This window comes from Pseudoxanthomonas putridarboris (genome assembly GCF_038321125.1).
Lineage (GTDB): Bacteria > Pseudomonadota > Gammaproteobacteria > Xanthomonadales > Xanthomonadaceae > Pseudoxanthomonas_A > Pseudoxanthomonas_A putridarboris.
Genome location: NZ_JBBWWT010000001.1, coordinates 71,842 through 96,756, shown reverse-complemented (window position 1 = coordinate 96,756; position 24,915 = coordinate 71,842). Strand labels below are relative to the sequence as shown.

Here is a 24,915-nt window from a genome sequence, read left to right as displayed (position 1 = left end):
TCGATACCGGGGCGCACTGCAGCGCAATCTATCGGGTAGTGCGACGGGAGACGGGGCGTGTGCTTCGGATTCTCCCTACCCGGCTGTATATTGCCGACCAATGATGTCCCATCACCGCCCCGGCCGCCGAGACGTGCCTTCCCCCTGACGCAAAGTCGGCTCGCGGCCAGGGTGGTGACTTTCCCTTTGCGGAGGTCCGGCTGGCCCTATGCCATAGGGCGCATTGCAGTTACGGAAGCGGCGGGATTGTGCACAGTTCCTTGACGACGTCGGCCGGCTGCTTCTGCGAGATGGCATGGTTGCACGATTCGATCTTCTGCAGCACCAGTTCGCGGTTGATCCTCGCGATTTCCGCGTTGACCTCGTGCTTCTCCGCGGTGCTGAAGTTGGAGAAGATGTCACCCACGGCCGACGCATACGCGGAGATGATCGCGGCCGGGAGCTTGAACAGCGCGATGACCTCGCTGTCGTTGCTCTTCTCGTAGCTCGTGAGCATCCCGTTGGTGAAGACCATCTTGTTGTCCGCGTCGGCGAAAATACCCGCGTCCATTCCAACAAAGTACCGGGGAGATTCGTCCGGAAGCATGACCAGTGCCGTGGCGATGGCGCTGTCGCCGAGTTTCGCCGTCACTAGATACGGCAGTTCCACCCGGTACCAGAGTCCGTTGGCTCGCTTGCCGGCAGTGGGCGTGCTGCTTGGCGGGGAACGCGGCGATCCGTCGATGCGCTTGACCTCAAGGGAAACGTTGGCGCATGCGGGATCGCCGTCCAGCGGATTGAATTCGGCCTTGTAGTCCGTGAATTCGGATAGGGGCAGAGAGCGGGTCACCGTTAGCGTGCGTTTGCATTCCGCCGCATCCGTTACGACTCCGTGGCTTCGGCTGCCAACAACGCCTGCTGCAGCCCCGATTGCCTTCGCGAGTTCCGCCGATTGCCCCGTGTACTTGGCGTCCGCCGAGGTCAGCAATCCGCCGGACGTTGCCAGCGTTGCCTTGATCGTGCCGACCTTTCCCTTGTGGATTCTTGCCACGTATCGGGACTCGTCCGCAGCGTCGGGGTAGTAGCTGCCCCCCTCCACCGTGAGCTTGTGCTGGCCCTCTCCCGAGAACTCGACCCGCACGTCGATCAGCCGGTTCGGCAGGCTGTACACAAGCCCGTTGTTGTCGCGCGGGGCGGGCGTCGACAAGCGCGACGAGACTGAGGCGCAACCCGCCATCGCGAAGGCCGCCACGAGCCACAGAACCGGCTTGGCCAGATTCCCCATGATGTCTCCCCCATGTCCCCGCAAGCCCGACGCAGCGGCCGGATTGTCCCATTCATGTTGGAGGTAACGCCGCCCGTGCGCAAGTTGGGCCAGGACCGGTCGGACGCCGGGATTTTGCCATGCAGGGAGACCGTATTGCGGGACGCTTGCCGGGTGTACTGCGGTGCAGTCCGGCGGACTTGGGCTGATTGGATGATTGGGGCGGCGGGGAGGAGGTGAGGCGCGAGGTTCCGATTCTCCCTACCCGAGCGTGCGCGGCGGACGAACGATGCCCCATCACCGTCCCGGTCCGCGAGGCGTGCCTTCCCCCTGACGCATCAGTCGGCTTGCGGTCCGGGGCGGTGACTTCCCCTTTGTGGAGGTTCGCCGTGATCGATGGGCACGACACTGCACGTAGCTGGTTTGCCGAACGGATCGACAGCGGTGTGCTGCTGATGATGGCGCTGCTGATCGCCGGGTCCGTACGGGCCGCGGGTTCCAACATGCCGTGGGAAGGACCGCTGCAGTCGGTCTTGGAATCCATAGAAGGCCCGGTGGCGCGGATCGTGGCGGTGATCATCATCATCGTCACCGGACTGACGTTGGCCTTCGGCGATACCTCGGGCGGGTTCCGGCGGCTGATCCAGATCGTGTTCGGGCTGTCGATCGCGTTCGCGGCCTCGTCGTTCTTCCTGTCGTTCTTTTCGTTCGCCGGCGGCGCGGTGGTAGCGTGAGCGGCGACGTGCCCGGCTTCGAGGTGCCGCTGCACCGCTCACTGACCGCGCCGATCTTGCTGGGCGGCGCGCCGCGCGCGCTGGCGATCGCCAACGGCACGCTGGCGGCGGCCGTCGGCATCGGGTTGCAGCAGTGGATTCCCGGCCTGGTGCTGTGGGTCGCGGGCCACGCGCTGGCGGTGTGGGGCGCCAAGGCCGATCCGCAGTTCGTCGAGGTGTTCGCCCGGCACGTGAAGCACCGGGCCTATCTGGACGTAGCGCCATGATGTCGCTGGCCGAATACCGCCGCGAGAACGCGCAACTGGCCGACTACCTGCCATGGGCCGCGCTGATCGCACCCGGCGTGGTGCTGAACAAGGATGGCTCGTTCCAGCGCACCGCACGCTTTCGCGGGCCGGACCTGGACAGCGCGACCGATGGCGAGCTGGTAGCAGTGACCGCGCGCTTGAACAATGCGCTCAATCGGCTGGGGTCGGGCTGGGCGATCTTCGTGGACGCCACGCGATCGGCGGCGGCCGGGTATCCCGACTCGCAGTTTCCCGAACCATTGTCTTGGCTGGTGGATGCGGAGCGGCGCGGCGCGTTCGAGGAGGCCGGCTCGCATTTCGAGAGCAGCTACTGGCTCACGCTGGTCTGGCTGCCGCCGCCCGAGTCGCAGGCGCGGGCCGGACGCTTCCTGTACGAGGCGTCCGGCCCGCGCGGCGTGGACTGGCGCCAGCAGCGCGACCTGTTCGTGACCGAGACTGATCGGTTCCTGGATCTGCTCGACGGCGTGATGCCGGAAGCCGCGTGGCTGGACGACGCGGCGACGCTGACCTATCTGCATGGCACGGTGTCGAACGTGCGGCATCCGGTGGCGGTGTCGCCGGTGCCGATGTACCTGGACACCTGGCTGGCCGATACGCCGCTCAGCGGCGGCGTGGCGCCGAAGCTGGGCGAGGCGCACGTGCGCGCGGTGACGGTGCGCGGGTTCCGCGGCTCGACCTGGCCGGGGATGTTCGACGAACTGAACCGGCTCGGCTTCGGCTATCGCTGGGTGACGCGCTTCCTCTGCCTGGACAAGGCGGAAGCCGAGCGCGAACTGACGCGGCTGCGCCGGCAGTGGTTCGCCAAGCGCAAGGGCGTTGTGGCGCTGCTGCGCGAGACGATCTTCCAGCAGGAGAGTCCGTTGGTGGATTCGGACGCGGCGAATCAGGCCGCGGATGCAGATGCGGCCTTGCAGGAGCTGGGCAGCGATGAGGTCGCGTTCGGCTACGTCACCATGACGGTGGTGGTGCGCGATGCCGACGCGGAGGCTGTCGAGGCGCAGCGCAAGGCGGTGGAGCGCGTGGTCCAGGGACGCGGCTTCGTTGCGGTGTCGGAGACGCTCAACGCGGTCGAGGCCTGGCTGTCGTCGGTGCCGGGACATTGCTACGCCAACGTGCGGCAGGGGCTGGTGTCCACCTTGAACCTGGCGCACCTGATTCCGATGTCCGCCGTGTGGGCGGGACAGCCGTGCGACGCGCACCTGGACGGGCCGCCGCTGATCGTCACCCGCACCGACGGCAGCACGCCGTTCCGGCTGGTGACCCACGTCGGTGATGTCGGCCACACGGCGGTGGTCGGGCCGACCGGCGCCGGCAAGTCGGTGCTGCTGGCGGCGATAGCGTTGCAGTTCCGACGCTATCGGGCTTCCCGGATCTTCATGTTCGACAAAGGGCGCTCGGCGCGGGCGACGACGCTGGGGCTGTGCGGCGAGCACTACGACCTGGGCGGTGACGGCGGGATCGGCTTCCAGCCGCTGGCGGGCATCGAGCATCCGGCGACGCGCAGCTGGGCCTCGGACTGGATCGCGGGACTGCTCGCACACGAGGGCATCGAGGTCGGCCCGGAGGTCAAGGAGGCGGTGTGGTCGGCGCTGGGCAGTCTCGCTTCGGCGCCGCGGGCCGAACGCACGTTGACCGGGCTGTCGGCGCTGTTGCCGGTGAACCGGCTGCGGCAGGCGCTGCAGCCCTACACGCTGGAAGGGCCGCACGGACGGCTGCTGGACGCCGACAGCGAACGCCTCGGCGGTGCCGATGTGCAGGCCTTCGAGATGGAGGAACTGATGCACGCGCGCGCCGCGGTGCCGCCGGTGCTGACGTACCTGTTCCACCGGCTGGAGCGGCGCTTCGACGGCGCGCCGACCCTGCTGATCCTTGACGAGGCGTGGGTGTTCCTGGACGACCCGATGTTCGCCGGACGCCTGCGCGAGTGGCTGATCGTGCTGCGCAAGAAGAACGTGTCGGTGGTGTTCGCGGTGCCGTCGCTGGCGACGCTGCAGCAGTCGGCGATCGCGCCGGCGCTGATCGAGAGTTGCCCGAGCCGGATCTTCCTGCCGAACCCTCAGGCGGGCGAGCCGCAGTTGCGCGCGGTCTACGAGAGCTTCGGGCTCAACGCGCGGCAGATTGAGCTGGTCGCCCGCGCCCAGCCCAAGCGCGACTACTACTACCAGTCGCGGTTGGGTAACCGGCTGTTCGACCTGGACCTGGGGCCGGTGGCGCTGGCGTTCGCCGGGGCCTCGACTCCGGAACACCAGCGCGACATCGACCGCGTGCTGGCCGACGCCGGCTCGCCCGGCTTTGCCGGCGCCTGGCTGCGCCACTGCTGGCTCGACTGGGCGGCAGATCTGTTGGGAGAGTTTCCGGGGCACGACGCGGACGCGTCGGCCCCTCGTCTGGAGAGCGTGTCATGAAGAAGACGCTGCTGTGGCTGTGCATCGCCGGCTGGCTGGCCGCTGCGCCGGCCCATGCGCAATGGGTAGTGCTCGATCCGAGCAACCTCGCGCAGAACATGCTTACCGCGGCGCGGACGCTGGAACAGATCAACAACCAGGTGCGGCAGTTGCAGAACGAAGCGCAGATGCTGATGAACGATGCGCGCAACCTGACCGGGCTGGACTTCAGCGCACTGGCGCAGTTGCGGGCGACGCTGGCGGAGACGCAAGGACTGATCGACGAGGCGCGTGGATTGGCGTTCGACGTCGAACGGGCGCAGCGCGAGTTCGCGCGGCTGTATCCCGAGCGTTACGACGCGGCGATGTCGCGGGACCGGCTGGGCGCGGATGCGCTGGAGCGCTGGCAGGGCTCGCTGGAGGCGTTGCGCACGGCGATTGCGCTACAGGCGCAGGTGGTGGAACACGTCGCGGACGATGAGACCGTGCTGTCGGATCTTGTGGGACAGAGCCAGTCAGCCGCCGGTGCCCTGCAGGCGGCACAGGCCACGAACCAGTTGCTGGCACTGCAATCGCGGCAGTTGATCCAGTCGCAGCAGTTGCAGGCGGCGCAGGGCCGCGCCACGGCGCTGGAGCAGGCGCGCGCCGTGGCCGCCGAAGCGCGTGCGCGCGAACAACGCCGCCGCTTCATGACCGAACGCACGCCGTACACCGGCGAACCCGTGCGCCTGTTCGGAGGTGAACCATGAAGATCGTGTGCTTGACGTTGGCGGGGCTGGCCGTGCTGCTGGCCGGATGCAACCGCGACGTGCCGCAGGTACTGGAGGTGCCGCTGCCTACCCCCGAGCCGGCGGCGGATCTCGTCGACGAACTGGCCCGCGACCCGGAACGGTTGAAGGAAGTGCGGCGGCTGTGCCGCGAGGACTGGGATGCGGTGGACGAGGAGTTGTGCGTCGCTGCGGCCAAGGCCACGCGCCAGCGTTTCATGGGCGATGGCAAGGCGAAGTACACGCCGGAACCGGTGGCGCTTCCCGAGGCGCAGTTGCCCGAGCCGACGGACGAGTGAGCCGCCGTGGACGACCTGGGCGTCATCGACCGCTTCCTCAACGTCTACGCGCAGTACATCGACAGCGGCTTCGAGCTGCTGGGTGGCGAGGTGGCGTTCCTGGCGTCGGTGCTGATCGTCATCGACGTCACCCTCGCGGGCCTGTTCTGGGCGATGGGCGGCAACGACGACGTGATCGCGCGGCTGATCAAGAAGATCCTCTACGTGGGCGCGTTCGCGTTCATCATCGGCAACTTCAACGCGCTGGCGGAGATCGTGTTCCGCTCGTTCGCCGGGCTCGGGCTGCTGGCGTCCGGCGCGTCCATCGGCGAGGCGGAACTGCTGCGGCCGGGGAGGCTCGCCGAGGTCGGCGTCGAGGCCGGACGGCCCATGCTCGACCAGATCCAGGAGATGGCTGGGTTTCCGCAGGTGTTCGTGAATCTCGACTCGATCACCGTGCTGTTCTTGGCATGGCTGGTGGTGATCCTGAGCTTCTTCGTGCTCGCGGTGCAGCTGTTCGTCACGCTGATCGAGTTCAAGCTGACCACGCTGGCAGGGTTCGTCCTGGTGCCGTTCGCGTTATGGAACAAGACGGCGTTCCTGGCGGAAAAAGTCCTCGGGAATGTCATGTCGTCGGGCGTGAAGGTGCTGGTGCTGGCGGTCATCGTCGGCATCGGCACCGGACTGTTCGATGAGTTCACCCTACCGCCCGGCACCGAGCCGTCGATCGACCATGCGCTGGCGATCATGCTCGGGTCGTTGACACTGTTTGGCCTGGGGCTGTTCGGGCCGGGAATCGCCACCGGCTTGGTGTCGGGCGGACCACAACTCGGTGCTGGCGCGGCGGCGGGTGTGGCGCTGGCCGCAGCCGGTGTCACCACCGCGACAGGCGCCGCGGCAGTGGGCGCCGCGCGGATCGCCGGTAGCGCGCTCGGTGCGGGTACGCGCGGCCGTGCGCCGCAGGCATCGCATGCGCCGGCGGCGGCGATGGCCGGCGGCAAGCCAAGCGGCCCGTCCGGCGGGCCGTCGGGTGGCGCGCCGCGCTGGGCGCAGCGGATGCAGCAGAGTCGTCAGCGCACGACGCGCGGATTGGCGACCGCCGCAATGGTGGTGCGCTCCTCCGACCGCGGCGGTGGCGGCGCCGGGCCGAAGCTGGGAGACGACTGATGCGCTTCCGTCGTGCGGGACTTCGCTATTCCGAGACGCCGCAGCCGGCGACTCCGTACCAGAAGGCGGGACAGGTCTGGGACGAGCGCATTGGCGGTTCCAGCGCGCAGGCGCGCGACTGGCGGCGGATGGCGTACGGCGGCTTCGCCATAGCGGCGCTGGCGGTCGGCGGGCTGGTTTGGCACCTCGGCCGCTCGACTGTGGTGCCGTACGTGGTCGAGGTCGACACCCTCGGCCAGGTGCGTGCGATCGGGCCGGCGCTGGAAGCCTATCGACCGACCGACGCGCAGATTGCGCGCGAACTGGAGCGCTTCGTCCGTAACGTGCGTTCGCTGCCGCTGGATCCGGTGGTGCTGCGAAGCAATTGGCTGGAAGCCTACGACTACGCCACCGACCGCGGCGCGGCGGCGCTCAACGTCTATGCGCGCGAGAACGATCCGTTCGCGCGCGTGGGGCGCGTGACGGTGGCGGTCGAGGTGACCAGCGTGGTGCGCGCCTCGGAGTCCTCCTTCCAACTGCGCTGGATCGAGCGCAGTACGGTCAACGGCTCGCCCGGCGGCGTCGAGCGCTGGACGGCGATCGTGACCGTGGTGCTGCAGCCGCCACGTGATGTGGTGCGCCTGCGCAAGAACCCGCTGGGGATCTACGTCAACGGGCTGGACTGGAGCCGGGAGCTCGGCGCCACCGCCGTGGGAGAAACGCCATGAACCGAATTCTGATGCTTGCGATCCTGTGCGTGGCGTTGGCTGCGTGTGCCACGACGCGCCCGGCGCCGCAGATCGCGCTGGACGAGCCGGTCGAGATCGAGGCGTTGCCCGCGTCCGAGCTGCCGGCGCCGGTGGAGGTGGTCGAGGTGCCGACGCCGCTGCCGCTGCCCGGACAGCTCAAGCCCGCGCCCACGGGTGCGAAGCCCGCTTTCGGGGATCCTGCGCGCGACATCGCGTCGGCGAACCGGATGGCGCGCATCGAGCCGGTCAAGGACGGCTTCGTCAACGCGATGCAGGTGTGGCCGTACAGCGCCGGTGCGCTGTACCAGGTCTATGCCAGCCCCGAGCACGTCACCGAGATCGCGCTGCAGCCGGGCGAGAAGCTCATCTCCGTGGCTGGCGATCCTGCGCGCTGGATCATCGGCGACACCGTCAGCGGCAGCGGTGCCGACGAACGGGTCCACCTGATCGTCCGGCCGCACCGCGCCGGCCTGAAGACCAACTTCTTCATCAGCACCGACCGGCGCACCTATCACGTGGAACTGACGGCAACGACGGAGACGTGGATGGCCTCGGTCGAGTGGACGTATCCGGGCGAGCTGGTGCGCACGCTACGCGCTCGGGACCGCTCGGCCGAGATACAGGCGGCGGAAGGCGAGGGCATCGCGCTGGAGCAATTGCGGTTCCGCTACGTGATCAGCGGCGACACGCCGGCGTGGCGGCCGCTGCGCGCGTTTGACGACGGACGCAAGGTCTACATCCAGTTCCCGCCCGGCATCGGCCAGGGCGAACTGCCGCCGCTGTTCGTGATCGGCGCCGAGGGCGACACGCAGCTGGTGAACTACCGGGTGCGATTGCCGTACCTGGTCGTCGACCGCCTGTTCGGCGCGGCCGAACTGCGCCTGGGCGGCGAGCGCCAGCAGGTGGTGCGCATCGAGCGCGACGACGGGCAACGCCGGACGGCGAGGGCGGGGCGACGGTGAGCGTCCCGCCGAAGGAAAGCCCGGAGAAGCTGGCGCTGCGCGCGCGGCCGGCGCCGGTAACGCGGCTCAACCGCCGCACGCTGGCGGTGCTGGTCGGCGGGCTGGCGCTGGGCGTGCTGCTGGTGACGCTGTGGGCGTTCCGCAAGCCGGAAAAGCGGGATGCGGCGGCGCAGGAGGCGCACAACGTCGAGCGGGTGTCGCCGGCGGAAGGATTGCAGACATTGCCGAGCGACTATCGGCAGGTGCCGATAGCGCCGGCACTGGCCTCCGAAGACCAGGCTCCCGGTTTCGGCGAAGGAGTTGACGACACCCCGCCGGAGGACGAGGCGGCCCGTGCCGAGGAGCAGCGATTGCAGGAAGAGGCCACAGCTGCGGCGAAGGCGCCGGTGTTCTTTCAGGCCGGCCGGACGGCATCACCCGCGGCTGCGCCGGCGACAACGACGGAAATGCCGGTAACGGCTATTGCCGCCACGCCGGAAATCCCGTCCCTGCCGGCACCAGCGCCAGCCGCCGACGAGTACATGGCGCAGAACCGGCAGGCCGGCAAACAGGCGTTCGTCGATGCCGAACCGGACAGCCGGATTTACGGAAGTGCGGAAGTACAGACGCCGCGCTCGCCGTACCAGCTGATGGCCGGCACGGTGATCCCGGCCGCACTGCTGACCGCGGTGAACTCCGACCTGCCGGGGCAGGTGATCGCCACGGTCACCGAGCACGTCTACGACAGCCTGACCGGACGGCACCTGCTGGTGCCGCAGGGCTCACGGCTGATCGGCCAGTACGACAGCCAGGTCGCCTACGGCCAGCGCCGCGTGCTGCTGGTGTGGACGCGGCTGATCCGCCCGGACGGTTCCTCGCTGGTGCTCGACCGCCTGCCCGCGACCGACGTGGCCGGCCAGTCAGGGGTGGAGGATCGCGTGGACTGGCACTGGCGCCGGATCTTCGCCGGCGCAGCGCTCTCGACCCTGATCGGCATCGGCGCTGAGTTGGCCGCGCCCGATCGTGTCGATGCCGACGGCCGCATCGTCATCGCCACGCGCGAGAGCGTGCAGGAGACCGTCAACCAGGTCGGCCAGCAAGTCACCCGCCGCAATCTCGACCTGCAGCCGACGCTGACGGTACGGGCGGGGTTTCCGGTGCGGGTGGTGGTGAACCGCGATCTGGTGCTACGGTAACCGTGCTGCAACAAGGACGTAAACGCAGAGCATCTGCGGGTAGGGTTCCCCGTTGCTTGGAACGTCGTTGAATTGAATGCGGCCCGTGTCCTCCATGCCAGCCCGCCTCGTGGAAGGCATGCCGCAATGACACGACTTCATTGGGGAGACCAGACTTGGCCGCGAATGGAAGTGCGCAGCGGATCTCGCGTGAGGCCCTTTATCGCGCCGTCTGGTCGGAACCCATCAAGACCGTCGCGGCCCGTCTCGATATATCGGACGTGGCCTTGGCCAAGACTTGTCGCAAGCATCTGGTCCCGATCCCGCCGCGCGGGCATTGGGCGAAAGTGCAGTCGGGCAAGCGGGTGTTCCGGCCCGCGCTTCCTGCGCGGGGCCTGGGCATGCCGGACTTGGTATTTCCGGGGCGCGGCAGGTACTGGCGCCAGAGCATCCCTGACGCGGAACTCATCGAGGCAGAGATCCCGCCGCCGCCGGAGTTTCCGGAGCCGATCGACGAGCTCGTGGCCAGAGTCTCGCGGCTGGTAGGAAAGGTGACGATGGTGCGCGATCTGCGCGTACCGCATGGGTTGGTCGCGGGATTGCTGCGGCGCGAGGAGGATGCCCGCAAGCGGTACAGCTATCGATCCGATCGGCCCCTGTTCGCGTCGCCGTTCGAGCAACGCAGGCTGCGCATACTGAGCAGCATCTTCGCCGCCCTGGGGCGTTGCGGAATGAAAGGCACCCTGTCGGGCAACGACCCGAGCGACTTCGGCGCCCATATTGGCGAACAGTACGTGGGATTTCATCTGGATCATCCCCATCAACGCGGGCGATCGGGATATCGCACCTCGGAGGAACTGGTGCGTCCGGCGACGGAGAAACTGGTGCTCCGGATCGCGGCCTCGTACGAAGGACTGCAAGGAATTCGCAGCGAGTGGCTGGATCAGCCTGGCGACCGGGTCGAGTCGCACTTGCAGCAGATCGTCGTCAGCCTGATCGTATTGGGCGAGATGCGTTACCGATTTGGAGAGCAGCATCGTTTCGAATGGTTGACCAATCGAAAAGCCGATCTCATCGAGCAGGCACGGCGTCAGCGGGAGGAGGAAGCCAGACGGGTTCAGGAGAGACGCATCCGAGCAGAAAAGGCTCGGGTCGATCGGTTGCTCGGGGAAGCGCTGGCGCTACGGCAAGCGCGCGACATCCGGGCCTATGTGGAGGAAGTGCGTGCGATCAGCAACGGCTCCGGGAATACGCTTCCTGCGGAACTCGAAGCATGGTCGGCATGGGCGCTGGCCCAAGCGGCAAGAATCGATCCGGTACTCTCGGGGGCCTATCTTCGTGGCATCACGGACGAGGAGCGGGATTCGGAAGGCGAGACGTGTCAGGCTGGATCCAGATAATTGCGTCCCACCGCGTAGATGATGTTGGGAAAGAGGCTGGCCAAGCTGGTGCGTGAGGAGATCTCGTTGTCATAGGCCAGCGCCTTTCCTTCGTCGAAGTGTCCGCCCAGGACGGTCTGTGGATTCTCCGCCTGCAGCGTCAACAGTGAGGCGGACGCAAACTGCGTGGGATGGCTGTAGAGGTCGTAGAGCTTGCTGCGCTGGCTGAGTGTCGCGAGCGCACTCTTCTCAAGTCCCAGCGCCTTCGCGTGCCTTGTGACGTCCCGGATTGCCTTGGTCGTGGAATAGGTGTTCTTGACGTAGCGATCCAGATATCCGAGAGACGGTCTGGACAGCAGCAGGGCCGTCGCGATGCTTTCCAGGACGTAACGCTGCGAGTTGCCGGAAGGAACTAGCAAGCCTTCCAACAAGAGTTTCATCGCCACGAGGTGCGTATGCAGAGCACCGTAAACGAGCGCGGTGAGGTGTGCACTCGGTTCGTCCTTGGTGATTCGCGCATCGAGGCGTTCCCATGCCAGGAATGCGTTCACCATGTGGCCAACAAAGTTCTCCAGTTGGTCGTTGTAGTCCAGAAGGAAGCGATAGCGAATCTCGGCGTCCTCCATGCCGAGGAGGATCCGCCGGATCATGTCTGGGGTGACGGGAGGTGCAGGCCGTTGATCTGCCGTTGCTGCTGGATCTTCAGTCACCTGGGCGTTCCTTTGCGTGCAGGAACCGTAGGGATGGGGATGGCGACGTTCCGGGTTCACAAGCTCCAGCCTGGGCCGACCCTAGTCGTGAAGGATGTCTTCTGCCGGCTCCTGGCCCGGCAGTTCGAGATCGAACGCACGCGAGGGAGAATGTTGGCCGCGGACGATGCCGTCCATTTGCTCCATGCTGCGTAGCAGCTCGTCGAATAGCGTGTCGTCCATTCTTGTGATCGGTGGCTAACGGGGTTCCAGTCGGATGCGAACTTGTTGGCCGAGCTTCGCGGAAATGTCGACCAGCGCATCAAGCGAGAAGCGGGAGATGCTGCCGCGCAGAAGGTCGTCAACACGGGACGGGTCGACGCCGGAGTAGTGCGCGGCTTCGGCCGGCGTCCAGCCGCGTCCTTGGATCACGGCTGAGAGTTGCTGCATCAGTTCCGACCTCACCCTGAGGTTGGCGGCTTCTGCAGATTTATCGGACAGCGCATCCCAAACGCTGGCATATGCCTCGGACGGATGCGAGTCACTCAACGGCATTTCAGCCGCGTGCTTGCGGTGAAGTGCGTCGGAACGGGCACGCGTCTCAGGCGACATTCGTGTTTCCAGTACGGAAAAGTTCTTGGTCATCGAAGTCTCCAGTGGAGCCAAGGCCTTGTTACGCCTGTGCAATCGATCGTGACCGCTGGCGCTGACGGGAAGGCACGGGCGCCACCGCCATCCGGAGTCCGAACGCGGCCAGGATCGCCGTCAGCGTGTCGAGGCGCGGATTGCCCTTCTCCGAGAGCGTGCGATACAGGGTTTCCCGGCTCAGCCCGGTACGTACCGCCAACGCGGACATGCCGCCCATCGCCTCGGCGACGGTGCGCAGGGCGACGGGCACGACGCGTGCATCGCCATCTTCGAGCACGGATTCGAGATAGGCGGCCACATCCGCCTCGTCGCGCAGGTAGGCGCCTACGCTGAAAGGTCGGCTAGCCGCTGCGGGCTTTGTAGTCTTGCCAGTAGTCATGGGCAACCTCGATGTCTCGTGCCTGGGTTCGCTTGTCGCCGCCGCAGAGCAGCAGCACCAGCGTTTCCCCGTCCTGACCGCAATAGACGCGATAGCCGGGGCCGTGGTCGACACGCAGCTCGAAGACGCCCTTGCCGACAGCTTTCCAGTCGCCACGCAGTCCCGCGCGCATCCGGTCGAGCCGCCCGAGTATCCGGGTCCGGGCCTGGCGGTCCCGCAGGCCAGCGAGCCATTCGCCGAACGGGCAGCGCCCGTCCGAGGTCAGGTACTCACGGACTTCGACGTCGGTCATTGTAGCTTAAAGGCTACAGGCGGGCAAGGGTGGTTCACTTCGGCACCACGGTGAGCCTGGGGCGGGACTTGCCCGGCGGCGGAGGCGCGGTTGGCGGGGGTGAATCCTGATCGAGCAGCAGCGCGGCCAACTGCTGCAGTAGCGGTGCGGCTTCCTGGAGGGTCGCTGCTCTTGTGTCGATGGAGGACGCCTGCTGGACCGGCGTGACGTGCAGTTCGGTCGCCAGCGAGCGGACGGCGGCGCGCACCACCTCGGCCACGTCATCCGCGGGACGCTTGGCCTTGTCGCGGTACAGATGCTCGGGACGCAGGTGCGTGTAGCGCTTGAGCATCTTCCAGTCGCGGTGGCCGGTGACGAGTGCGACCTGCTCGATGCGCAGGCCCGCCTCGAACAGGCGGCTGGTGGCTTCGTGACGCAGGTCGTGGAAGTGCAGGTTCTCGATCTTCAGCTCGCGGCAGGCGCGGCGGAACGCGGTGCCAACCGAGCGCGGGTTGTAGGGGAAGATGAGGTCGCCGCGCGGCTGGTACCTGCGCTGCACGCGGATCAGGCGCAATGCGTCATAGCCGCCCAGGTTGAGCAGTGGCACCAACTGGTTGTTGCCGTCCTTCTCGCGCGGATCCTTGCGGTCCCGCACCAGCACGACGCGCTGTTCCACGTCGACGTCGCTCCAGCGGATCCGGCTGATCTCTTCCTGGCGCATCGCGCTGGCGATCGCGAAGCGCACGATGCGGCCCATCGGGATCATCAGGTAGCGGTTGCTGTCGAAGTGGTCGAGCAGGCGCCTGATCTCGTCGGGAGTAGGGCGCCTGTCGCGCTGGCGGGACTTGCCGATCAGTCCCAGCCGCTTGAGGGCAACGCGTGCGAGATTCACGGGCTCGACCTTGACGTCGACACCGTGCACCGCGGCGGCATGGGTCAGCACCAGCTTGAGGTAGCCGAGATCCGCGCTCAGCGTGACCGGGCCGGCACCTTCCTTTGCTCGATCCTTGCCGAACTGGATCAGGCGCTCGCGGGTCAGATCCTTGTGCCTGACGTTGCCGAGCTTGGCCCGGAGGGCGTCGAGCGTGAATTGCTTGGAGCGGCGGGGTGCCTTGCCGACTTCGCGCATGTCGTCCACGTGCAGGTCGATCAGATGGGCGAGGGTCTTGGGGTCGGCTTTGCTGCGCTTCAGTGGCGACTCGCCAAGATCGATTTGCCGCTCGGCCGCGGTCGCCCACTTCCTCGCGTCCTCGTGGCGCAGGAAGGTTTCGCTGGCATACGATTGTTTGCGTCGGACCTGAACCCGCCAGTGGCCCGACTTGAGTCGGGTGATCGTCGCCATTTTCGTGTGCGCTATATGTGCACCGGGCCGTCGTAGAGGGGCGAAATCGGGCGAAATCCAGTGCACACGCGGGTGCACACGCCCGATTTATGTGGATGATTTTATTGGATAAGACATTGAATTACAACGAAAAAATGATCGCTGTCGCTCCTATGATGGACTGGACGGATTCGCACTGCCGCGTGTTCCACCGGCTGCTGGCGCCGCATGCGCGGCTGTATACCGAGATGGTGCACGCGCAGGCGGTCATCCATGGCGACCGTGATCGTTTGCTGGGCTTCGACGAGGTCGAGCATCCGGTCGCCGTGCAACTGGGCGGCAGCGAGCCGGAGCACCTGGCGCAGGCCGCGCGCATCGCGCAGGACTGGGGCTACGACGAGGTCAACCTCAACGTCGGCTGCCCGTCCGACCGCGTGCAGGCGGGGCGTTTCGGCGCCTGCCTGATGAGGGAACCCGCGCTGGTGGCCGATTGCGTGGCCGCGATGATCGCGGCGGTGCACGTGCCGGTGACGGTGAAGTGCCGGTTGGGCGTGGACGAGCAGGAAGACTACGACCTTTTCCATGCCTTCATCGAGCAGGTATCCGCCGCGGGTTGCAGGGTGTTCTTCGTGCACGCGCGCAAGGCCTGGCTGCAGGGCCTGTCGCCGAAGGAGAACCGCGAGATCCCGCCGCTGCGCTACGACTGGGCCTACCGGCTCAAGCGCGAGCGGCCGGAACTGATCGTGGCGATCAACGGCGGCATCGCCACCGTGGAGCAGGTGCGCGAGCACCTGCGGCACACCGATGGCGTGATGATCGGCCGCGCCGCCTACCACGAGCCTTACGTGCTGCACGAAATGGATGCCGCGCTGTCCGGCGGCGACCTGCGCGATCGCGCCGGATTGCTGCGCGCATGGCGGCCCTACGTGGAGCGCCAGTTGTCGTGCGGCGTGGCGCTGAAGCACATGACCCGGCACGTGCTGGGCCTGTTCCATGCGCAGCCCGGTGGGCGCGCGTTCCGGCAGATCCTCAGCGAGGGCGCGCACAGGCCGGGCGCCGACTGGTCGCTGGTGGAACAGGCCCTGGCCGCCACCGCGCGCGAACTGCGGCCGGCCGCCTGACGCATGATCACGCGCGACCCGCAGGCGTTTCTGGCCCATGCCTGCGCGCTGGCGCCGGACTTCGGCCCGGGCACCGCGCGGGCGGCGTTCCTGGTCTCGCCGGACGGTTTCGTGCGTGCCGAACAGTCCGCGCAGGACAACCGCTACATGGCGACGGCCGACGCGTTCGATGCCGGCGCCGCGCTGCGCGAGCACCACGGCCTGCACCGCGCGCTGTCGGCGGAATTGCCGGTGTTCTGCTTCCCCGGCCACGAGGACACGCCGGATGCGGTGTTCCCCAACAACGTCTTCGCCACAGCGCCGGGACGGCTGGTGATCGGACGCATGCGCCACGAGGTGCGCCGGCGCGAGGCGTTGCGTTCCGATATCCGCGGCTTCTTCCGCGATGTACTGGGCTATGCCGAAACCGACCTGTCCGCCCAGCCGCATCCCTGCGAGCTGACCGGAGCGCTGGTGATCGACCGCGCGCGCGGCCTGGGCTTCTGCGGCCTGTCCGAGCGCTGCGACGAGGCCGGTGCCGCGCTGATGCATGATGCCTTCGGCCTGCGCGCCACGCTGATGTTCGAACTGGCCCCGGGCGAGTACCACACCAACGTGGTGCTGGCGGTGCTGGCCGGTCGCGCGGCGCTGGTATGCCCGGGCGGATTCGCCGATCCGGCCGTGGTCGGGGCGCTGGAGGCGTTGTACGGCCCCCATGCCGTGATGCTGTCGCCGGCCGAACACGCCGCCTTCGCCGGCAATGCCATCGCCCTGGCGGAGCGGTCGGTCTGGATGAGCCGGCGGGCCCGGCAGGCCTTGTCGGCGGGCACGCGCGAGGCGCTGGAACAGCGGGCCGGATTCGCGGTGCGCAGCGTGCCGCTGGAGGCCATCGAGGCCGGTGGCGGCTCGCTAAGGTGTTGTGTGGCCGAGGTTTTCTAGTGGTTCATCAGCCTGAACTGGCGGCATCGCATTGTGGATAAGTTCAGACCGGATTCACCGCTCCGAGCCAAGACTTCGCTTCCATTCCCACCAGGCGGTTTCGGGCTACGTTCAGTTTGGCGGCCCCAGATCCGTTACGATTCCGTTATGCCCAGCTTCCGTTCGTTTACCTGTCGTACCGCCCTCGTGGCGCTGATCGCCCTGGTCGGCGGCGTGGCCACCGTGCAGGCGCAGGAGGCAGGCGAGCGTGGCGACAATCCGCCGCGCGCCGAGCGCAGCCCACCGCGGAGTAGCGAGGACGGCGGCCATCGCAGCTCGATGTCCGATTCCGTGCGCCGCGTGCGCAACCAAACCGGCGGCCAGGTGCTCAGCGTGGAGCGCATGCAGTACGACGGGCGCGAGGTCAACCGGGTCAAGTACGTGGACGACCGTGGCCGCGTGCGCACGATGGACGATGCCGGCGGCGCGCGCCGCAGCGACTCGCGCGTGCGATCGCCCCGCGACGTGCCCAGCCCGTCGCCTGCACGCGGCGATAACCCCTCCCGCCCGTAGTCTTACGTAGAATCCATCGGGTCAAGCTCGAGTAATCGCGGCCACACGCGCCGCCCGCATTCCAAGGAGAGTCCATGCGTATCCTGCTGGTCGAAGACGAAGCCCCCCTGCGCGAAACCCTGGCGGCGCGCCTGAAGCGCGAAGGCTTTGCCGTGGATGCGGCGCAGGACGGCGAGGAGGGCCTGTACATGGGGCGCGAGGTGCCGTTCGACGTGGGCATCATCGACCTGGGCCTGCCGAAGATGTCGGGCATGGAGCTGATCAAGGCGCTGCGCGACGAAGGCAAGAAGTTCCCGGTGCTGATCCTGACCGCGCGCTCCAGCTGGCAGGACAAGGTGGAAGGCCTGAAGCAGGGCGCCGACGACTACCTGGTCAAGCCTTTCCACGTGGAAGAGCTGCTGGCCCGCGTCAATGCGCTGCTGCGCCGCGCCGCCGGCTGGAGCAAGCCCACGCTGGAGTGCGGACCGGTGGCGCTGGACCTGGCCGCGCAGACGGTCAGCGTCAACGGCAGCAACGTCGACCTGACCAGCTACGAGTACAAGGTGCTCGAGTACCTCATGATGCACGCCGGCGAGCTGGTCTCGAAGGCCGACCTGACCGAGCACATCTACCAGCAGGACTTCGACCGCGATTCCAACGTGCTGGAGGTCTTCATCGGCCGCCTGCGCAAGAAGCTGGATCCGGAAGGCGAACTGAAGCCGATCGAGACCGTGCGCGGCCGCGGCTACCGCTTCGCCATCCCGCGCACCAACGAGGGCTGATGCCCGCGCCGGGCACCGGCGCCGCGGCGCGGCCATCGGACGGGCGCGACCGGTTCAGTGGCTGGCGCCCGCGTTCGCTGCGCGCGCGCCAATTGCTGGCCGCCAGCCTGGCGCTGCTGGCCTTCCTGGCGCTGGCCGGCTACGCGCTCGACCGCGCCTTCGTGGACACCGCGCAGGACAACCTGCGCCAGCGCCTCAAGAGCTATGCGCTGAAGTACACCGAAGAGGTGGAGTTCGGCCGTAACGGCACGCTCATTCCCCCCTACAACACGCCCGATCCCCGCTTCGACATGCCCGACAGCGGGCTGTACGCGCAGGTGGTGCTGCCCGGCGGACCCTGGGGTTCCAATTCGACGCTGGGTCCCGGCCTGCCCGAGCCGCCGATGCTGGGCGCGCTGCAGGAATCGTTCGAGGGCCCGCTGCCGATCACCCGCGCCGACGGAACGCCGGCGCAGGCCTTCCGCTACGGCGTGGGTTACGTGTGGCCGGGCACCAGCCAGCATCCCGAATTCCCCTACAGCATCTACGTGCTGGAAGACGCGCAGACCCTGACCGCGCAGATCCGCGTGTTCCGGGGTTCGCTGTGGGTCTACCTGGGCGGCGCGGGACTGATCCTGCTGCTGCTGCAGATGCTGGTGCTGCGCTGGAGCCTGCGCCCGCTGCGGCGGGTGATCTCCGAGCTGACCCGCGTGCAGCGGGGCGAACTGTCCGGCATGACCGAGCGCCACCCGCGCGAACTGGAGCCGCTGACCGACAGCATCAACGCCTTCATCGAAAGCGAGCGCGAGAACCTTGAGCGCCAGCGCAACACGCTGGCCGACCTCGCGCACAGCCTGAAGACGCCGCTGGCGGTCCTGCGCACGCAGCTGGACAACCAGAGCGACCCGCAGGCGATGCGCCAGGAACTGGACGTGCAGCTCAAGCGCATGAACAACCTGGTCTCGTACCAGTTGGCGCGCGCGGCTTCCAGCGGCCACAAGCTGTTCTCCGCGCCGGTGCCGATCGAACCGCACGCCGAGGAAATCGTGCGCGGGCTGGAGAAGGTCTATGCGGCGAAGGGCGTGATCTGCGAATTCGAGATAGACCCGCGGGCGCGCTTCCACGGCGAGCCCGGCGATCTGCAGGAACTGATGGGCAACCTGCTGGAGAACGCCTTCAAGTGGGCGCGCTCGCGCGTGCTGCTGACGGTGAAGCTGGGCGCCACCGCGCCGCAGCGCCGGCCGGGCCTGTTCCTGGCGGTGGACGACGACGGCCCGGGCATCGCGGAGGACGACGTCGCCAAGGTGCTGCAGCGGGGCGTGCGCGGCGACGAGCGCGTGCAGGGCCATGGCATCGGTCTGTCCATCGTGCAGGACCTGATCCGCGACTATCGCGGCGAGCTGCATGTGCGGCGTTCGGAGGAACTGGGCGGCGCGCGCTTCGAGGTGACGTTGCCGCCCGGATTGTAGGAGCGGCTTTAGCCGCGACCGCGCATGTCGCATGCCACAGGTATGGGAATCAGGGGGTGGTTATCCACCCGACGCGCTGCGGCGTGTTCATCGTCGCGCGCCGCCACACGTGGCTGGTGCGGTCGCGGCTAAAGCCGCTCCTACACGGGAGCTGCGAATGGCGAGGGACCGTAGAACCGCTTCAGGTGTTCCGCCACCGCCGGCATCGCCTCCGTCAGCACCTGCGGCGCGGAGAAGTGGTATTCCGTGGCCACCGCGAAGAATTCCTCCGGCGCCTCCGCCGCATACGGGTCGATGCTCGTCCTGCGGCCCAGGTCCACCTCCATGCAGAAGTCGTCGTAGGCGCGCTGGAAATCGCGCGCCCATTGCCGGTGCCACTCGCGCGGCAGCGGCGGCGTGCCGTCCATTTCGCCATCCAGCACGTCCAGCTTGTGCGCCATCTCGTGCACCGCCACGCAGAAGCCGGCATCGGGTTCGGCCAGGTCGGCCTGCACGTCGGCCCAGGACAGGATCAGCGGGCCCGCGCCCCAGGCTTCGCCGGCCAGTTCGTCCTCCCATTCGTGCAGCACGCCGGCGGCATCGGTATGGCTGCGGTGCACGCGGAAGGCATCGGGATAGACGATCAGCTGCGACCAGCCGCGCAGGCCGGTTTCGCCGAATTCCAGCAACGGCAGGCAGCACAGTGCGGCCAGCTGCGCGCGCTGCGCGTCGTCCAGCTGCAGGCCGGCGACGGGCGTGATGGATTTCTGGTGCAGGAAGCGCGCGGCCAGTCCGCGCAGCGATTCCGCGCGAGCGTCGTCCAGCCCGGCCACCCACGGGGTCCGCGTGCGCACGGGTTGCCAGAGGGCGTCTTCGATGAAGGGGGCGGGGCGACGGAACCGCCGCAGCACTCCGATCATGGGATCAGGGCGGCAGCTTCAGCGGAACATGCCGGGCAGGAAGCTGTGCCACTTCGAACCCCGGCTGCGCGGCAGCGAGGAGGTGTCGTCGTCGCCGCCGCCACGCGACGTGGCCGGGTTGGCCGTGGCCTGGCTGGCGTACTTGCTGCGCACCGCCGTGGCGCGGGCGCGCTGGGCATCCGGGGTGGTCGGGGCCGCCTCGGATTGCCGCTCCGCCACTGCGCGGTCCGCGATGTCCTGGCAGGCCGTGGCATTGCCCGCAGCGCCGGTGCGCCCGTTCTGGGCGAACACCGCGGCCGAGGCGCAGAACAGCAGCAAGGTAAGGCTGGCGCGAAGCATCGGATGACTCCTGTCTGTCGGGGTACAGCGGCCAGTGAACCCGCCGGACTATAGCCGGAAAGCGCCCCGACGTGATGAATGGACGGGCCTGTTGCGACGAAACGCCCGCAGGCGGCGACGGATCGTGGGAAAGCGCCGACCTGTTGCGACGCGGCAGGCCGGGCCACGTCCACCGCGCCCGTCCGTTGACCGCGCCACGCGCATGTCCATCGATCGGCGGGGATCATCCGGCCAGGACCGATATCGCCATCGATGCGCAGCCGGGCAGGGCACGTTGATCGTCGCGTTGCAGCCAGCTGCCCGATGGCGGGGCCCGGCGCGCCGTGGCCCATAATGACGCCATGCTGTCGCCCCTTCTTCCGCTGTCGTCCGCGTATCCGCCAGGTTCGGTGCCCGGCAGCCTCCCGCCAGGTCGCCGCCGTGGCGTCGGCATGGAGAAAGGCACGCTGGCGCGCGCGCGTTCCCGGCGGCGTCGCGCATGAGCGGCGAGCGCGAGCTGCTGCAGCGATTGATCGAAGGCCCGGTGTCCGGCGATGCGCTGGCGCGCGACGCCGGCCTGACCCGCGCCGCCGTGTGGAAACGCATCGAGGCGCTGCGTGAAGGCGGCGTGCGCATCGATGCGCAGCCGGGACGCGGATACGCCCTGGCCGAGGCAATGGAACTGCTGGACGTGGACGCCATCCGCGCGCAGTTGGCCCCGACACCGCATGGGCAACTCGCCGCACTGGAGGTCGCCTGGTCGCTGGATTCCACCAACAGCGAACTGCTGCGCCGTCCCGCGCCGCAATCGGGCACCGCCGTGCTGCTGGCCGAACAGCAGACCGGCGGGCGCGGCCGACGCGGCCGTTACTGGGCCTCGCCGATCGCGTCCAACCTCTACCTGTCGCTGTCGCGGCAGTTTTCCGGTGGGCTCGCGCGGTTGGGCGGGTTGAGCCTGGTGGTCGGCATCGCCGTGGCCGAAGCGTTGCGGCAGGCGGGTTATCCGCAGGTCGCGCTGAAGTGGCCGAACGACCTGGTGGCGCAGGGGCGCAAGCTGGGCGGCGTGCTGGTGGAAGGCGGCGGCGAGCATGGCGGCCCGGTACGCGCGGTGATCGGCATCGGCGTGAACGTGCGCATGCCGATGGACGTCGCCGCCCACATCGACCAGCCCTGGATCGATCTGGCGACCCTGGGCGCCCCGCCATCGCGCAATGCCCTGGCCGCGCGGCTGGTTTCCGCGCTGCTGGCGGCGCTGGACGCGTTCGACCAGGAAGGACTGCCGCCGTTCCTGCCGCGCTACGCGGCACTGGATGCGTTGGCGGGCCGCGAGGTCGTCCTGCATGCCGCCGATGGCGATGCGCATGGCGTGGCCGACGGCATCGGTGAAGATGGCGCCCTGCGCGTGCGCATCGGCCACGAGGTCCGGCATGTGCATGCCGGCGAAGTCAGCGTGAGGATGCAATGAACCACTGGTTGTTCGATCTGGGCAATTCGCGTTTGAAGTGCGCCACCCTGCAGGTGGACGGCACGCTGGGCCGCGTGGAGGCGCTGGGCCATGACGAAGCCGGTTTCATCGCCGCCCTGGACGCCACGGTGCCCCCGCGAGCCGAACTCGGCGCGGCCGTGGCCTGCCTGGCCAGCGTGGCGTCGCCGGCATTGACGGCGGCCGTGGTGGAGTGGCTGACCACGCGCTTCGCCTGCATCTCCATCGCCCGCACCCAGCCGGCCATGGCCGGCGTGCGCATCGCCTACGACGAGCCCGCGCGCATGGGCGTGGACCGTTTCCTCGCCTTGCTGGCCGCGCGCGCGCGCGCGCCGCAGGCGTGGCTGGTCGCGGGCGTGGGCACCGCGCTGACCATCGACCTGCTGGCATCCGATGGCCGGCACATGGGGGGACGCATCGGGCCGTCGCCACGGCTGATGCGCGAGGCGCTGCATCGCGCCGCCGTGCAGTTGCCGGCCGAAGGGGGCGGCTACGTCGAGTTCGCGCGCGGCACCGAGGATGCGCTGGCTTCAGGCTGCGAGGGCGCCGCCGCCGGCCTGGTCGAACGCAGCCTGCTGCATGCGCGGGCCGTATTGGGCCATGCGCCCGCCCTGCTGCTGCATGGCGGTGGCGCGGACGTCCTGCGGCCGCTGCTGCCGGAAAGCGTGATGGCGTCGTCGCTGGTGCTGGAAGGGCTGGCGCAATGGGCGCGTGCCGGTATCCCGGCATGACGGGTGCTGGCTAGAATCGACGCATGCTGATCCGTGCCCTGATCGTCCTGTTGATCGTCCTGAACCTGGGGGTGGCCGCGTGGTGGCTGACCCGCCCTGAACCACAGCCTCTTCCGCCGCCGGAGATCCCGGTCGGCGTGGCGCGCCTGCAACTGGTGGACGAAAGCCAAGCGCCCACGCCTGCCGACACGGCGCCTGCGAGCGCGGTCGTGGCGACCGCCGAACCTTCCCGCTGCTTCAGCCTGGGGTCGTTCACCAGCGAAGCCGGCGCCCGGCAGGCGCAGGACAGCCTGCAGGGCCAGTTGCTGCGCGCGCAGCTGCGCGAGGTGCCCGGCGTCGGCGCCAGTGGTTACCAGGTGGTGCTGCCGCCCGCAGCCGACCGCGAAGCGGCGCAGGCCACCGCTGCTCGCATCGGCGCCGCCGGATTCGACGACTACCTGCTGATCAATCAGGGTGAACAGGCCAATGGCATCGCGCTGGGCCGCTATCGCAGCCGCGAGGCCGCCGAGCGCCGCCAGTCGCAGCTGCAGGCGGCCGGTTTCCCCGCCCAACTGCAGCCGGTGGGACGCGCCGGTCCTTCGCAGTGGTGGCTGGATGCCGGCGCCGCCGACGGCGCCGATCTCGCCGCGCTGGCCCGCACCGCCTCCACCGGCACGCCGTTGCCGCTGGAATGCACCGCTCTGCGGTAGAATTGCCGCCGCGCCGACGGCGCCCCGTGCCGCTTTAGCTCAGCTGGTAGAGCAACCGCCTTGTAAGCGGTAGGTCATCCGTTCGATTCGGATAAGCGGCACCATCTCCTCGATGCGATCTTGATCGCGCCGCGCCGCGCATGTCCCGCCCGCCGGGCCGATGCGCGCGGTGGAGCAGGTCAGGTTCCCGGTACGCGCCGGTTGCCCCCGAGGAAAGGGAACGGACGGAGCGCGCGGCCGACCAGCGACAGGGTGCGCAGCACTTGCGCCGTCTTCGCATTGGCGGGGAAGAACGATTCGATCGCCAGTTCCGACAGGGTCACTTCCTGCGGCGTTCCGAACACGGTGGTCGTGCTCAGGAACTCGAGTTCGCCCGCTTCGCTGCGGAACCGCATCGGCACCACGATCGCCGCAGCATCGACTTCCTCGTTGTGCGCGGGCGCGGGGTAGGCCGTGAGTTCCTCCAGCAAGGCCGCGAGCACCGCGTCGTCGGTGTTCTCGACCTGCTTGCGCAGGCGCGCCAGCAGGTGCGAGCGCCATTGCCCCAGGTTGGCGATCCGCGGCGCGACGCCCTCCGGATGCAGGCTCAGGCGCAGGACGTTGATGGGCGGCTCGAGCAGGGTGGGCGCGACGCCCTTGAGGAACGGCGCAAGGGCACGATTGGCCGCCTGCATTCGCCAGTGGCGGTCGATGGCGAGCGCCGGGTACGGCTCGTGGCCGCGCAATACCAGTTCGACCGCCCGGCGCGCGGTCGCCAGGGCCTCGTCGTCCAGGCTCCTCTCGGCGTACATCGGCGCATAGCCCGCCGCGGTGAACAACCGGTTGCGTTCGCGCAGGGGGATGTCCAGCCGGTCCGACAGGCGCAGCAACAGGGCGCGGCTGGGGATCGAACGTCCCGTCTCTATGAAGCTCAGGTGGCGCGGGGAGATCTCGGCCAGGTTCGCCAGATCCAGTTGCGAAAGATGGCGCCGCATGCGCCAGTCGCGCAACTGCTCACCGATGGGGCGCTGCGACAGGACGGTCGTGCTCATGCCCGGACTATATCGCAGGCGGCGAACGGCACGGATTACCTGCCAGGTAATCGACCCGATGACGTCGCGACGCCAGCATGGGCCATCCGACCAGAAAGGAGCATTGCCATGTCGTTCCATCAGATGATCGCGCATCCCCGTTTCCTCCACCGCCTGATGGCGGCCGACGCGCTGGCGACCGGCGCGACCGGGGTGTTGTTGCTGTCGGCGGCCGACTTGCTGGCGCCGCTGTTGAACCTGCCCGTCGGACTGCAACGAGCCGCGGGCGGCATCTGCGTCGTGTTCGCCGCCTGCGTGCTGGCGCTGTCGCGGTCGTCCGGGATCCCGCGCGGTGCGGTGAAGGCGGTGATCGCGATCAACATCGCGTGGGTGGTCGCCAGCGTGTGGGTGGCATTCGGCGGGCATTGGCGGCCGAGCGTGTTCGGAGTGTGCTTCGTGATGGCGCAGGCGCTGGTGGTGCTGGCCTTCGTCGAACTGGGCTGGTTCGGCCTGCGCGCCGCAGGCAAGCGGTCGCTGCCGCATCCTGTGTGACGATCCGCAGCGCAATGCGCC

At 68.3% G+C, this 24,915-nt stretch carries 29 protein-coding genes and 1 tRNA gene; 20 read left to right on the top strand and 10 right to left on the bottom strand.

Annotated features, from left to right (window positions below; translation table 11 throughout):
* Window positions 1-229: 229 nt before the first annotated feature.
* Window positions 230-1,264, bottom strand: coding sequence for a hypothetical protein (locus tag AAD027_RS00490; protein WP_341724053.1), 1,035 nt, complete (start codon window positions 1,262-1,264; stop codon window positions 230-232).
* A gap of 413 nt (window positions 1,265-1,677) precedes the next feature.
* On the opposite strand from AAD027_RS00490, the gene AAD027_RS00485 reads away from it, so the two are divergent.
* From AAD027_RS00485 to AAD027_RS00440, 10 genes are all read left to right on the top strand, one after another.
* Window positions 1,678-1,977 (top strand): TrbC/VirB2 family type IV secretion system protein, encoded by a 300-nt coding sequence (locus AAD027_RS00485; protein WP_425605377.1) that lies wholly within the window; start codon window positions 1,678-1,680, stop codon window positions 1,975-1,977.
* On the top strand, window positions 1,974-2,243 hold the full coding sequence (locus tag AAD027_RS00480; protein WP_341724052.1) for a VirB3 family type IV secretion system protein: 270 nt from the start codon (window positions 1,974-1,976) through the stop codon (window positions 2,241-2,243). Before AAD027_RS00485 ends, AAD027_RS00480 begins: the two co-directional genes overlap by 4 nt.
* A complete protein-coding gene (gene trbE, locus AAD027_RS00475; protein ID WP_341724051.1) occupies window positions 2,240-4,690 on the top strand; it encodes a conjugal transfer protein TrbE in 2,451 nt (816 codons plus the stop codon). Before AAD027_RS00480 ends, trbE begins: the two co-directional genes overlap by 4 nt.
* Window positions 4,687-5,418, top strand: coding sequence for a P-type conjugative transfer protein TrbJ (gene trbJ, locus AAD027_RS00470; RefSeq protein WP_341724050.1), 732 nt, complete (start codon window positions 4,687-4,689; stop codon window positions 5,416-5,418). The genes trbE and trbJ overlap by 4 nt, the downstream gene beginning before the upstream one ends.
* Window positions 5,415-5,735 (top strand): EexN family lipoprotein, encoded by a 321-nt coding sequence (locus AAD027_RS00465; RefSeq protein WP_341724049.1) that lies wholly within the window; start codon window positions 5,415-5,417, stop codon window positions 5,733-5,735. The genes trbJ and AAD027_RS00465 overlap by 4 nt, the downstream gene beginning before the upstream one ends.
* Window positions 5,736-5,741: 6 nt before the next feature.
* Window positions 5,742-6,881, top strand: coding sequence for a P-type conjugative transfer protein TrbL (gene trbL / locus AAD027_RS00460; RefSeq protein ID WP_341724048.1), 1,140 nt, complete (start codon window positions 5,742-5,744; stop codon window positions 6,879-6,881).
* A complete protein-coding gene (trbF, locus tag AAD027_RS00455) occupies window positions 6,881-7,588 on the top strand; it encodes a conjugal transfer protein TrbF (protein WP_341724047.1) in 708 nt (235 codons plus the stop codon). Before trbL ends, trbF begins: the two co-directional genes overlap by 1 nt.
* The gene (gene trbG, locus AAD027_RS00450; protein WP_341724046.1) at window positions 7,585-8,571 is read left to right on the top strand and encodes a P-type conjugative transfer protein TrbG; all 987 of its coding nucleotides are present in this window, start codon (window positions 7,585-7,587) and stop codon (window positions 8,569-8,571) included. The genes trbF and trbG overlap by 4 nt, the downstream gene beginning before the upstream one ends.
* The gene (locus AAD027_RS00445; protein ID WP_341724045.1) at window positions 8,568-9,746 is read left to right on the top strand and encodes a TraB/TrbI/VirB10 family type IV secretion system protein; all 1,179 of its coding nucleotides are present in this window, start codon (window positions 8,568-8,570) and stop codon (window positions 9,744-9,746) included. The genes trbG and AAD027_RS00445 overlap by 4 nt, the downstream gene beginning before the upstream one ends.
* A 155-nt stretch (window positions 9,747-9,901) precedes the next feature.
* Window positions 9,902-11,125 (top strand): hypothetical protein, encoded by a 1,224-nt coding sequence (locus tag AAD027_RS00440; RefSeq protein ID WP_341724044.1) that lies wholly within the window; start codon window positions 9,902-9,904, stop codon window positions 11,123-11,125.
* On the opposite strand, the gene AAD027_RS00435 is transcribed toward AAD027_RS00440, so the two are convergent.
* The 6 genes from AAD027_RS00435 to AAD027_RS00410 form a co-directional block, all read right to left on the bottom strand.
* Window positions 11,107-11,814, bottom strand: a complete 708-nt coding sequence (locus AAD027_RS00435) for a hypothetical protein (protein WP_341724043.1) — start codon at window positions 11,812-11,814, stop codon at window positions 11,107-11,109. The two genes, AAD027_RS00440 and AAD027_RS00435, sit on opposite strands and share 19 nt — an antisense overlap.
* 81 nt (window positions 11,815-11,895) lie before the next feature.
* Window positions 11,896-12,036, bottom strand: coding sequence for a hypothetical protein (locus tag AAD027_RS00430; RefSeq protein WP_341724042.1), 141 nt, complete (start codon window positions 12,034-12,036; stop codon window positions 11,896-11,898).
* Between the two features lie 15 nt (window positions 12,037-12,051).
* Window positions 12,052-12,438, bottom strand: a complete 387-nt coding sequence (locus tag AAD027_RS00425) for a helix-turn-helix domain-containing protein (protein WP_341724041.1) — start codon at window positions 12,436-12,438, stop codon at window positions 12,052-12,054.
* A 28-nt stretch (window positions 12,439-12,466) separates the two neighbouring features.
* Entirely contained in the window at window positions 12,467-12,820 is a 354-nt protein-coding gene (locus AAD027_RS00420; protein ID WP_341724040.1) for an addiction module antidote protein, read from the bottom strand.
* Window positions 12,783-13,112 carry a type II toxin-antitoxin system RelE/ParE family toxin gene (locus AAD027_RS00415; RefSeq protein ID WP_341724039.1) on the bottom strand — a complete coding sequence of 110 codons (330 nt, stop codon included), beginning with the start codon at window positions 13,110-13,112 and terminating at the stop codon, window positions 12,783-12,785. The genes AAD027_RS00420 and AAD027_RS00415 overlap by 38 nt, the downstream gene beginning before the upstream one ends.
* A gap of 34 nt (window positions 13,113-13,146) precedes the next feature.
* The gene (locus AAD027_RS00410; RefSeq protein WP_341724038.1) at window positions 13,147-14,433 is read right to left on the bottom strand and encodes a site-specific integrase; all 1,287 of its coding nucleotides are present in this window, start codon (window positions 14,431-14,433) and stop codon (window positions 13,147-13,149) included.
* 95 nt (window positions 14,434-14,528) lie between these two features.
* Between AAD027_RS00410 and dusA the strand changes: the two genes are divergently transcribed.
* From dusA to AAD027_RS00385, 5 genes are all read left to right on the top strand, one after another.
* Window positions 14,529-15,533, top strand: a complete 1,005-nt coding sequence (gene dusA, locus AAD027_RS00405; protein ID WP_341724037.1) for a tRNA dihydrouridine(20/20a) synthase DusA — start codon at window positions 14,529-14,531, stop codon at window positions 15,531-15,533.
* A 3-nt stretch (window positions 15,534-15,536) separates the two neighbouring features.
* Window positions 15,537-16,451 carry an arginine deiminase-related protein gene (locus tag AAD027_RS00400; protein WP_341724036.1) on the top strand — a complete coding sequence of 305 codons (915 nt, stop codon included), beginning with the start codon at window positions 15,537-15,539 and terminating at the stop codon, window positions 16,449-16,451.
* A gap of 147 nt (window positions 16,452-16,598) precedes the next feature.
* Complete coding sequence (locus AAD027_RS00395; protein WP_341724035.1) at window positions 16,599-17,003, top strand: PepSY domain-containing protein; 405 nt, start codon at window positions 16,599-16,601, stop codon at window positions 17,001-17,003.
* Window positions 17,004-17,077: 74 nt separating this feature from the next.
* Window positions 17,078-17,764: a response regulator transcription factor gene (locus AAD027_RS00390; protein WP_341724034.1), complete on the top strand. Its 687-nt coding sequence runs from the start codon at window positions 17,078-17,080 to the stop codon at window positions 17,762-17,764.
* On the top strand, window positions 17,764-19,212 hold the full coding sequence (locus AAD027_RS00385; RefSeq protein ID WP_341724033.1) for an ATP-binding protein: 1,449 nt from the start codon (window positions 17,764-17,766) through the stop codon (window positions 19,210-19,212). The genes AAD027_RS00390 and AAD027_RS00385 overlap by 1 nt, the downstream gene beginning before the upstream one ends.
* Window positions 19,213-19,352: 140 nt before the next feature.
* On the opposite strand, the gene AAD027_RS00380 is transcribed toward AAD027_RS00385, so the two are convergent.
* Together AAD027_RS00380 and AAD027_RS00375 are read right to left on the bottom strand one after the other, a co-directional pair.
* A complete protein-coding gene (locus AAD027_RS00380; protein WP_341724032.1) occupies window positions 19,353-20,111 on the bottom strand; it encodes a M90 family metallopeptidase in 759 nt (252 codons plus the stop codon).
* An 18-nt stretch (window positions 20,112-20,129) separates the two neighbouring features.
* Window positions 20,130-20,450 carry a hypothetical protein gene (locus tag AAD027_RS00375; protein WP_341724031.1) on the bottom strand — a complete coding sequence of 107 codons (321 nt, stop codon included), beginning with the start codon at window positions 20,448-20,450 and terminating at the stop codon, window positions 20,130-20,132.
* 478 nt (window positions 20,451-20,928) lie between these two features.
* Here AAD027_RS00375 and birA point away from each other — a divergent pair, with 478 nt between their 5' ends.
* The 4 genes from birA to AAD027_RS00355 all read left to right on the top strand — a co-directional run bounded on the left by birA (window position 20,929) and on the right by AAD027_RS00355 (window position 23,436).
* On the top strand, window positions 20,929-21,894 hold the full coding sequence (gene birA / locus AAD027_RS00370; protein WP_341724030.1) for a bifunctional biotin--[acetyl-CoA-carboxylase] ligase/biotin operon repressor BirA: 966 nt from the start codon (window positions 20,929-20,931) through the stop codon (window positions 21,892-21,894).
* Window positions 21,891-22,643 (top strand): type III pantothenate kinase, encoded by a 753-nt coding sequence (locus tag AAD027_RS00365; RefSeq protein WP_341724029.1) that lies wholly within the window; start codon window positions 21,891-21,893, stop codon window positions 22,641-22,643. The genes birA and AAD027_RS00365 overlap by 4 nt, the downstream gene beginning before the upstream one ends.
* Window positions 22,644-22,666: 23 nt before the next feature.
* Window positions 22,667-23,332: an SPOR domain-containing protein gene (locus AAD027_RS00360; protein ID WP_341724028.1), complete on the top strand. Its 666-nt coding sequence runs from the start codon at window positions 22,667-22,669 to the stop codon at window positions 23,330-23,332.
* A 28-nt stretch (window positions 23,333-23,360) separates the two neighbouring features.
* Window positions 23,361-23,436 (top strand) — tRNA-Thr (locus tag AAD027_RS00355).
* A 75-nt stretch (window positions 23,437-23,511) separates the two neighbouring features.
* Here the strand turns inward: AAD027_RS00355 and AAD027_RS00350 are convergent.
* Entirely contained in the window at window positions 23,512-24,363 is an 852-nt protein-coding gene (locus AAD027_RS00350) for a helix-turn-helix domain-containing protein (protein ID WP_341724027.1), read from the bottom strand.
* A 108-nt stretch (window positions 24,364-24,471) separates the two neighbouring features.
* Here AAD027_RS00350 and AAD027_RS00345 point away from each other — a divergent pair, with 108 nt between their 5' ends.
* Complete coding sequence (locus AAD027_RS00345; RefSeq protein WP_341724026.1) at window positions 24,472-24,894, top strand: hypothetical protein; 423 nt, start codon at window positions 24,472-24,474, stop codon at window positions 24,892-24,894.
* Window positions 24,895-24,915: the final 21 nt, after the last annotated feature.

Bases quoted from the DNA above. Each gene is read 5' to 3' on its own strand.
- AAD027_RS00465 (WP_341724049.1), top strand. From the start codon at position 5,415: ATGAAGATCGTGTGCTTGACGTTGGCGGGGCTGGCCGTGCTGCTGGCC.
- AAD027_RS00390 (WP_341724034.1), top strand. From the start codon at position 17,078: ATGCGTATCCTGCTGGTCGAAGACGAAGCCCCCCTGCGCGAAACCCTG.
- AAD027_RS00490 (WP_341724053.1), bottom strand. From the start codon at position 1,264: ATGGGGAATCTGGCCAAGCCGGTTCTGTGGCTCGTGGCGGCCTTCGCG.
- AAD027_RS00360 (WP_341724028.1), top strand. From the start codon at position 22,667: ATGCTGATCCGTGCCCTGATCGTCCTGTTGATCGTCCTGAACCTGGGG.
- AAD027_RS00395 (WP_341724035.1), top strand. From the start codon at position 16,599: ATGCCCAGCTTCCGTTCGTTTACCTGTCGTACCGCCCTCGTGGCGCTG.
- AAD027_RS00350 (WP_341724027.1), bottom strand. From the start codon at position 24,363: ATGAGCACGACCGTCCTGTCGCAGCGCCCCATCGGTGAGCAGTTGCGC.
- trbE (WP_341724051.1), top strand. From the start codon at position 2,240: ATGATGTCGCTGGCCGAATACCGCCGCGAGAACGCGCAACTGGCCGAC.
- AAD027_RS00345 (WP_341724026.1), top strand. From the start codon at position 24,472: ATGTCGTTCCATCAGATGATCGCGCATCCCCGTTTCCTCCACCGCCTG.
- trbF (WP_341724047.1), top strand. From the start codon at position 6,881: ATGCGCTTCCGTCGTGCGGGACTTCGCTATTCCGAGACGCCGCAGCCG.
- AAD027_RS00410 (WP_341724038.1), bottom strand. From the start codon at position 14,433: ATGGCGACGATCACCCGACTCAAGTCGGGCCACTGGCGGGTTCAGGTC.
- AAD027_RS00430 (WP_341724042.1), bottom strand. From the start codon at position 12,036: ATGGACGACACGCTATTCGACGAGCTGCTACGCAGCATGGAGCAAATG.
- AAD027_RS00375 (WP_341724031.1), bottom strand. From the start codon at position 20,450: ATGCTTCGCGCCAGCCTTACCTTGCTGCTGTTCTGCGCCTCGGCCGCG.
- trbJ (WP_341724050.1), top strand. From the start codon at position 4,687: ATGAAGAAGACGCTGCTGTGGCTGTGCATCGCCGGCTGGCTGGCCGCT.
- AAD027_RS00365 (WP_341724029.1), top strand. From the start codon at position 21,891: ATGAACCACTGGTTGTTCGATCTGGGCAATTCGCGTTTGAAGTGCGCC.
- AAD027_RS00385 (WP_341724033.1), top strand. From the start codon at position 17,764: ATGCCCGCGCCGGGCACCGGCGCCGCGGCGCGGCCATCGGACGGGCGC.
- AAD027_RS00380 (WP_341724032.1), bottom strand. From the start codon at position 20,111: ATGATCGGAGTGCTGCGGCGGTTCCGTCGCCCCGCCCCCTTCATCGAA.
- AAD027_RS00425 (WP_341724041.1), bottom strand. From the start codon at position 12,438: ATGACCAAGAACTTTTCCGTACTGGAAACACGAATGTCGCCTGAGACG.
- trbG (WP_341724046.1), top strand. From the start codon at position 7,585: ATGAACCGAATTCTGATGCTTGCGATCCTGTGCGTGGCGTTGGCTGCG.
- birA (WP_341724030.1), top strand. From the start codon at position 20,929: ATGAGCGGCGAGCGCGAGCTGCTGCAGCGATTGATCGAAGGCCCGGTG.
- AAD027_RS00400 (WP_341724036.1), top strand. From the start codon at position 15,537: ATGATCACGCGCGACCCGCAGGCGTTTCTGGCCCATGCCTGCGCGCTG.
- AAD027_RS00420 (WP_341724040.1), bottom strand. From the start codon at position 12,820: ATGACTACTGGCAAGACTACAAAGCCCGCAGCGGCTAGCCGACCTTTC.
- AAD027_RS00415 (WP_341724039.1), bottom strand. From the start codon at position 13,112: ATGACCGACGTCGAAGTCCGTGAGTACCTGACCTCGGACGGGCGCTGC.
- dusA (WP_341724037.1), top strand. From the start codon at position 14,529: ATGATTTTATTGGATAAGACATTGAATTACAACGAAAAAATGATCGCT.